This is a genomic window from Ohtaekwangia sp., from assembly GCF_036568665.1.
Taxonomy (GTDB): domain Bacteria; phylum Bacteroidota; class Bacteroidia; order Cytophagales; family Cyclobacteriaceae; genus Ohtaekwangia.
This window is the reverse complement of the sequence record NZ_DATCSD010000103.1, coordinates 1-7,562: the sequence shown is the minus strand read 5'-3', so window position 1 is coordinate 7,562 and position 7,562 is coordinate 1. Positions and strand designations below refer to the sequence as shown.

Here is a 7,562-nt window from a genome sequence, read left to right as displayed (position 1 = left end):
TTCAAAGCGTGTTGTTTATCCTCGCATGGTATAGCTATAAATAACTCCCACGAAACACCTTTGGCAGTGAATTTCGAATTGTGAATGGGATTGTTGTGCTGGAAAATTCGTTTCTGAATATCTTCGGTCATGCCGATATAGAATCGATTGATGGTCACCGAAAATAAAATGTATACACAATGGCTCATAACAAAAAAGCCACCGGTATGGTGGCTTTAGCTCCTCCTCTTGGACTTGAACCAAGGACCCTCTGATTAACAGTCAGATGCTCTAACCAGCTGAGCTAAGGAGGAATTCGTTTAAATTTGGGAGTGCAATATTAAGGACTTGCACTCTAAATTTCCAAACCTTGACCTAAAAAAAGAACAGAATTATTTCGACTCCGAATATTTTTCAGCTCTATTTCAGTTTATCCCTGCGTTCCTTTACTTCCCGCCACGTTGTCAAAATAAAACCTTCCTTTTCCAGGAATTTTTTCAATGCCGGATCGATCATTGCCAGCAGGTCGCCTTTGCGCGTTTTGCCGGAATTTGAGATATAACTGAATACTTCTGTGGGCGAAGTGCAATGCATAATCACCATTGTTAAGCCCGGTTTTATTTGGCGGATCGTCTCCATATATTTTCCCGTAGAAAATTTTTGCAGTGCAGCATCAGTCAACTCACCGGTTGGATATTTCCAATCATAACTCAGGTTATGGAGATCATCGAGCACCGGAAGACCAGCGTTCCAAAGATTTTCACCAGCCATGCGTAAGTACGGAACAAAAGGCGCAGGCAATTGCTCACTGATCATTGTATCATGTCCACCGGGAAGCATCACAGGAATTTTATTTTCCATGCCCACTTTTATATACCGTTCCAGAAATTCCGGTTTGGCGAATAATGTACCCATGTGCGAATCAAGATGCGTGGGTTGAAATCCCATAGCTTGCGCACGCGCCAGTTGAGCGCGAATCTCTGCTTCCACTTCATCGGCAGAAGCATGTGTTGTTACTTCTTCAACCGATGGCCAGAAGGCTCCTTCCGTATCAACAAGTCCGGGAGAAGCAGGTTTACCGGTTAATGGCGACCATCGATAATCTTTCCATTCAGAAGTCAATGTAAGATGAAGACCTGCATCGATCGCAGGATGTTTTTTTATATAGTGAACAAAGCCCGGCACCCAGGGGCAAGGCATCATTACACTTACCGAAGTAGCTACTCCTTTTTCAAGTGCACGTATAGCACCCTGGTTCGAATCCCACGACATCCCGGCATCATCCACATGAAGAATGAGTACGCGTGCATTTTTCGGAAATCCGAGTTTCTCAGCATACGTAGTTTGCGTATAGGCCGGCCGTGTTACGGTGAGTAGTGTCAATAGTAAAATTGAAAAGATCAGGCGGGGCATGGTGTATCTGTGTTTTATTCCATTTAAGGTCGGAAAAAGAAACAGATTCTGCTAATGACTAATCAACGTGTTGCAGCAAGCAAAGTATATAAATATATAGGGCTCACTATATATTTATACAGCGAGCCCTGCTAAGTGAGTCGATCATTTACTATCCGTAGATCTCGTTGAGTACACCGGCCAAACGAATGCCGGCTTGCAACAAGCGATGGCGCACTACATGAAAATATTTATAGGAGTACTGGTAGCCAAGTTTACCGGCACCATAATCATATACTTGTTTGCGATATCCCATGCTCTCGTAGGCCCAATCGCGCACAGAAGAATTTTGCCAGCCCGCCATTTGTATAGGCGTAGGCTTATCGAGCGACTGTGCCAGTTCGGTATAGCTTAATTTAGTATCATCGATCATGTCGCTGTCCCATACACGGTGCAGGTTGCTGTCTACACGAAACCACATGATCTTTACGTCATTACCACCGCGATCATTGCCTACCCCCACGTGTAATGGTTGATGTATATCACCCACCAGGTGGATCAGCATTTTGATGCGCTCAGCTTCTTCCTTGCCTGTAAATTTTTTCGACTTCAGCTCTGTGATAATGCGTTCAATAGTTTGAACGATATCGCCTTTCGGATTCTTTGTACTTTGATCGTACGATTGTCCATCCTGAATCGTTACCCAATGCCAGTCAGCAGTAAAATCATACGTGGAGTCAGAACGAATCTCATCCATCCATGTACTGGCAATGGCCAGTGACTGACCACTCAGAATACGGTCAAGTTCCTTCTTGGCTTTTTTTGATAAATATTTTTCAGCAATCCATCCCGTAGCACGGTGGCCTGTTTGTCCCCAGGCGCTGGCGTATCCATAGCTCAGCGTCAGCAAGAAGAGTATAAATAATTTTTTCATTTGGGTTTGATTAAACACGTTAGCCCAATACCAAGGCTTTTTGATCATTGAAGTCGCAAATCTCGATTTAAAAACAAGTTTTCAAACATCCTTTATATAAAAGATGTATTAACTGTGTATTACCTGCTGTTTTGTAGCACAATAGCCTGAACTTTCTGAATGGCGGCATTCTTTTATCTTTAGGTATAAAGAAAAATGTATGCCGCTTCCGGTAAAACTTTCTGCATTTCTGGTTGCCAACCAGTTAGATATAAAGGGTATTAAAACATTCCTGGATATCAAGCCTCTGGCCGATTCATCGTCTGAACTGTATTATCATTTCGGAAACGGTAAATACCAATACTACTTTAATTATGGCGTAGTTGTATTTGCCGGTTATAATGAAGATGAAATGAAGTGGGCTATAAAAACGATTGCCGGTTTTCAGAAAAGTCCTTCGTTAAACTGGCTCCGCGATGATCATGAATTGCAATGTGAGGAGGGAAGGAGCGATATAGCTTTTGATTTTGATCGTGTGGTGTTGGGAAGACTCGATGATCGTGTGATCCGCATTGCCATGTTCAACCTTGCTCAATCTGTTGCGCTGGATTATTACCACGGTGTGGGCGAAACGCTGCTCACCGAAGTAAAAGGATTTGCCAATCAACTGGAGTTAACCGGCAAGCTGAAGATCAGCCGTAATAACATGATGCGCTTCATTGGTAAAGCACTCAATACACAAAACGAGATCGCAGAGAACATTTATATATTTGATGCCCCCGACCTGGTGTGGGACGATGAGTATCTCGATAAACTTCACCAGGGTTTGATGAAGCATTTTGATCTTCGCGTTCGCTTCAGTGAAATAGAATATACCCTGCGGATTATAGAAGATAACCTGTCGGTTTTTCGTGAGATTATCAATCAGCGGGAAAGCAGTCTGTTGGAATACATCATCATCGTTTTGATTCTGGTAGAGGTATTTGACCTGTTGATCACAAAAATACTCAAGCTTGCAGGGTGATAGTTAATATTGGAGTATACCCTGGAATGGAAAGGTGCTGATGCTACATAATTTTTGTGATTTTTAATAAAGCCCTTTCCGTAAATTGCATGCGGATGCTGACTGGTTGGATCAATAAGGGGATAATTTTTCGAATAGCTTGGATGCTGCTCTGCCCTGTTCTGGCTATAGCACAACCTGAGCGCTATCAGTTCATGCATGTAAATGTGAACGATGGTCTTTCGCACAATGAAGTTCTGTGCTTGCTGAAAGACCGCCAGGGATTTCTCTGGATCGGTACTGCTTCCGGACTTAACCGTTATGACGGATATTCTTTCAAAGTATTTCTGCACGATTCGCGCGACTCCACTTCGTTAAGCAGTAACTCTATTCAGGGATTGTTTGAAATTCCTGACGGCCGCATTGGCGTGCTTACCTCGGGTGGACTCAATCTCTACGATCCCAGCACCGAGAGATTTCAGTCAGACCTTTCGTCATTCTATACTTCCTATACTATACCAGCCGGTACACTTTCTGATGTGATCAAAGATACTTCGGGCAACTATTGGTTTATCCATACTACAGCCGGTTTGGTAAAATACGTAACGGCTACACGCCAGGCGGTGCCATTGCGGCATAATGCTAAAGATCCGAATAGTATTGCTTCTGATACGGTATCATTTTTTGCGCAGGATAATCGTGGCAATAACTGGGTAATTCATGCCAATGGTATATTGGAGCGCGTTGAAATGAAAGGCCTTGCGCACAAAGTGGTTTATCGAAATACAACATTGTGGCAGGCAAATCACGGGGCTTCCTTGCAATACCGTTTATTAGCGGATAAAGATGGCGACCTGTGGATTTTTATTGCCAATGACAATCAAGGTATATATTATTTTAACGCTTCCTCCAAAACGTTTCAGCACTTTCATAAAGACAGCCATACAGCCCAACTGAATAATAACATTGTTAGAGATATAGCAGAGGATAACAAAGGCATGATCTGGGTGGGCACCGATCATGGCGGTATAAATGTTGTCAATAAAAAAGATTTCTCGATTCGCTACATTGTTCATCGCGATGAAGATGAGAAAAGCCTGAGCCAGAATAGCATCAATGTGCTCTATAAAGATAATGATGGTATAATCTGGGCAGGTACTTATAAAAAAGGAATCAGCTATTATCACGAGAATATAATTCGCTTCCCGGTATACAGGCATTTACCGGTTGATCCTGCAGGATTACCGTATGCAGATGTAAATCGTTTTGTAGAAGATGATAAAGGAAATTTGTGGATTGGTACCAATGGAGGAGGCTTGCTATACTTCGACAGGACTTCAGGTAAATATACAGAGTATAGATATAGCCCGACCAATCCGAACAGTATAGGGAGTGATGTGATTGTCAGTCTTTGCATTGATCATGAAAAGAAATTATGGATCGGTACATACTATGGTGGCTTAATATGCTACGATGGAAAGAAATTTATCCGCTTCAATCATAATCCTGCTGATCCTTCCAGTCTGTCGAATCAAAGTGTGTGGGAGATATTTGAAGATTCACGCCACAGACTTTGGGTCGGAACACTGAATGGCGGACTGAATCTTTTTGACGCACGTACGCAGACATTCTCGCACTATCGTTCCAGCGATATGAATTCAGTTGGTGCCGATTATATAGCTGCGATCACGGAAGACAGACACGGTAATTTGTGGATTGGAACTACCCGCGGTATAGATATACTCAATCGCGAACGAGGCCGTTTTTTACATTATGAGAGCGAGAATAATAACCCGAAGAGTTTAAGCAATAACAGCGTGCTTGATATCAGGCAGGATTCAAAAGGCAGAGTATGGATTGCTACCGCTGGCGGACTTAATCTGTATGATGAGAAGTCAATTACATTTACAGCCTTTACAAAGGATGATGGCCTGCCGCATAATACTATCCTTACTATATTGGAAGATGCCTCCGGTGATATATGGATGAGTACACCGAATGGGCTTTCACGTCTCTCTATAACAACCGATGCCAACGGTAGGGCTATCTATCATTTTAAAAATTATGGTGAAGCAGAAGGGTTGCAGGGTAAACAGTTTAACGAGAATGCCGCGTGCAAAACTTCGCGGGGTGAATTAGTGTTTGGTGGTGCGAATGGATTCAACATCTTCAAGCCCGAGCAATTAGGCTTGAACAAGAATATACCACGTGTAGTATTCACCGACTTCCAATTATTCAATAAAAGTATACGGGCCGAAGAGAACATAGACGGGAAAGTGTTGCTGCCAACGGATATTTCGCAGGCGACTGAAATTGTACTCCCTCCTGACAAAAATGTTTTCTCCATCGAGTTTGCAGCACTCAATTTCTTTCATCCTGAAAAGAACGAGTATAAATACAAGCTCGAAGGTTTTGATGCCGATTGGTTAACCGTAGATAGTAAATCGCGAAAAGTTACATTCACCAATCTCGATCCGGGTAATTATACCTTTCATGTTAAAGCCGCCAACAACGATGGTGTGTGGAATAATGAAGGCACCAGTCTGCGCATTTCGGTGCTGCCTCCATTCTGGAAGACGCGCACAGCGCTCGTGCTATATTTTCTGCTCATCATTAGTGGTTTGTTGATCACACGCAAGTTGATTCAGCAGCGTGAAAAAATGAAATTCGTTATACAGCAGGAGCGGCAGGAAGCTATGCGTATGCATGAACTGGACATGATGAAGATAAAATTCTTCACCAACGTGAGCCACGAGTTCAGAACACCGCTTACACTGATCCTTACTCCGCTGGAAAAAATACTGAAGCAAACCAATGATACCGACCAGCGAAATCAGTTTCAATTGATACAGCGCAATGCCAAGCGATTATTGAATCTGGTAAATCAACTTTTGGATTTCAGAAAGCTTGAAGTGCAGGAAATAAAATTCAATTCCTCCGAGGGAGACATTATTTACTTTATCAGGGAGGCAGTTTATTCATTCTCCGATCTGTCAGAGAAAAAAGATATCAAGCTTCAGTTCGAATCTGCCATAGCTTCTGTGGAAATGATCTTCGATCAGGACAAGCTCGAGAAAATATTGTTTAACTTACTTTCCAACGCATTCAAATTCACTCCGGAACATGGAGCTGTAACGGTACGGGTAGACGAACAAATGGAGGGCGAGAATCGATGGCTGTGTATTCAGGTAGAAGATACAGGTATAGGTATAGCTGCCGATAAGCAGGAGAAGATCTTCGAACGTTTCTTCCAGAACGAATTGCCCAAGAGTATGGTAAACCAGGGCAGTGGTATAGGCCTGTCGATTACAAAAGAATTTGTAAAGATACATGGAGGCACGATAGCCGTTACGAGCGAGCCGGGTAAAGGAAGTTGCTTCACGGTGCGATTGCCGTTAGAAGAAGTAGTGAGTCATAAAGAAAATTTAGAGAGTATACCCGTTGTAGAGGCTGTAATGCCAATGGATGATGCTATAGCACTGGCAGAGTCTGACTCAGCACACGTTAAAAAGCCTTTGCTGCTGCTGGTAGAAGACAATGAAGATTTCAGATTCTATCTGAAAGACAATTTAAAACTGGATTACCAGATACTGGAAGCTCCCAATGGATTGGAAGGATGGCGAAAAGTAGAGGAGGCTCTTCCTGATCTGATCGTGAGCGACATTATGATGCCGGAGATGAATGGTATAGAATTGTGTCGCAAGGTAAAATCCGATCAACGAGTATCACATATACCCGTTATACTTCTTACCGCGCGTGCTGCAGAAGAACAAAAAGTAGAAGGCTTTCAGATGGGAGCAGACGACTATATCACGAAACCTTTCAACTTTGAGATACTGGCATCGCGCATTCAGAACCTGATCAATCAGCGTGAAAAATATCAGAAAGCATTTCCTCGGCAACTTGATGTTAAAGCAAGCGAGTTGAATATTACACCGTTGGATGAAAAGTTTATTCAAAATGCAATCCAGTGTGTGGAGAAAAATGTTTCGAAAGCTGATTTCTCCGTGGAGGATATGAGCAAAGAGTTAGGAATCAGTCGCGCGCATTTATATAAGAAGATACTTTCGCTCACCGGTAAGTCACCGTTGGAATTTATTCGCACCATTCGTTTACAACAGGCAGCACAGCTGTTGGAGAAAAGTCAGCTAACGGTTGCAGAAATTGCCTATCAGGTTGGCTTTAACAATCCAAAATACTTTGCTCGTTACTTCAAAGAGCAGTATAGCGTGCTTCCTTCAGCCTATGCTTCCGGAAAAAGGAAAGCATAAAATA

5 protein-coding genes and 1 tRNA gene are annotated in these 7,562 nt (G+C 42.8%); 2 read left to right on the top strand and 4 right to left on the bottom strand.

Translation table 11 applies throughout. The annotated features are described in order from the left end of the window. The 4 genes from VIN08_RS28620 to VIN08_RS05420 all read right to left on the bottom strand — a co-directional run. Nucleotides 1-188, bottom strand: a 188-nt coding sequence (locus VIN08_RS28620; RefSeq protein WP_414693245.1) for a GIY-YIG nuclease family protein, incomplete at its 3' end; no start/stop codon positions are given. A gap of 31 nt (nt 189-219) precedes the next feature. Then, nucleotides 220-293 (bottom strand) — tRNA-Asn (locus VIN08_RS05430). A gap of 106 nt (nt 294-399) precedes the next feature. Continuing rightward, nucleotides 400-1,392: a polysaccharide deacetylase family protein gene (locus VIN08_RS05425; RefSeq protein WP_331961382.1), complete on the bottom strand. Its 993-nt coding sequence runs from the start codon at nt 1,390-1,392 to the stop codon at nt 400-402. 151 nt (nt 1,393-1,543) lie between these two features. Beyond that, nucleotides 1,544-2,305, bottom strand: coding sequence for a S1/P1 nuclease (locus VIN08_RS05420; protein ID WP_331961379.1), 762 nt, complete (start codon nt 2,303-2,305; stop codon nt 1,544-1,546). A gap of 199 nt (nt 2,306-2,504) precedes the next feature. On the opposite strand from VIN08_RS05420, the gene VIN08_RS05415 reads away from it, so the two are divergent. Beyond that, the gene (locus VIN08_RS05415) at nt 2,505-3,308 is read left to right on the top strand and encodes an RMD1 family protein (RefSeq protein ID WP_331961376.1); all 804 of its coding nucleotides are present in this window, start codon (nt 2,505-2,507) and stop codon (nt 3,306-3,308) included. 143 nt (nt 3,309-3,451) lie between these two features. Further along, on the top strand, nt 3,452-7,558 hold the full coding sequence (locus VIN08_RS05410) for a hybrid sensor histidine kinase/response regulator transcription factor (RefSeq protein ID WP_331961373.1): 4,107 nt from the start codon (nt 3,452-3,454) through the stop codon (nt 7,556-7,558). Nucleotides 7,559-7,562: the final 4 nt, after the last annotated feature.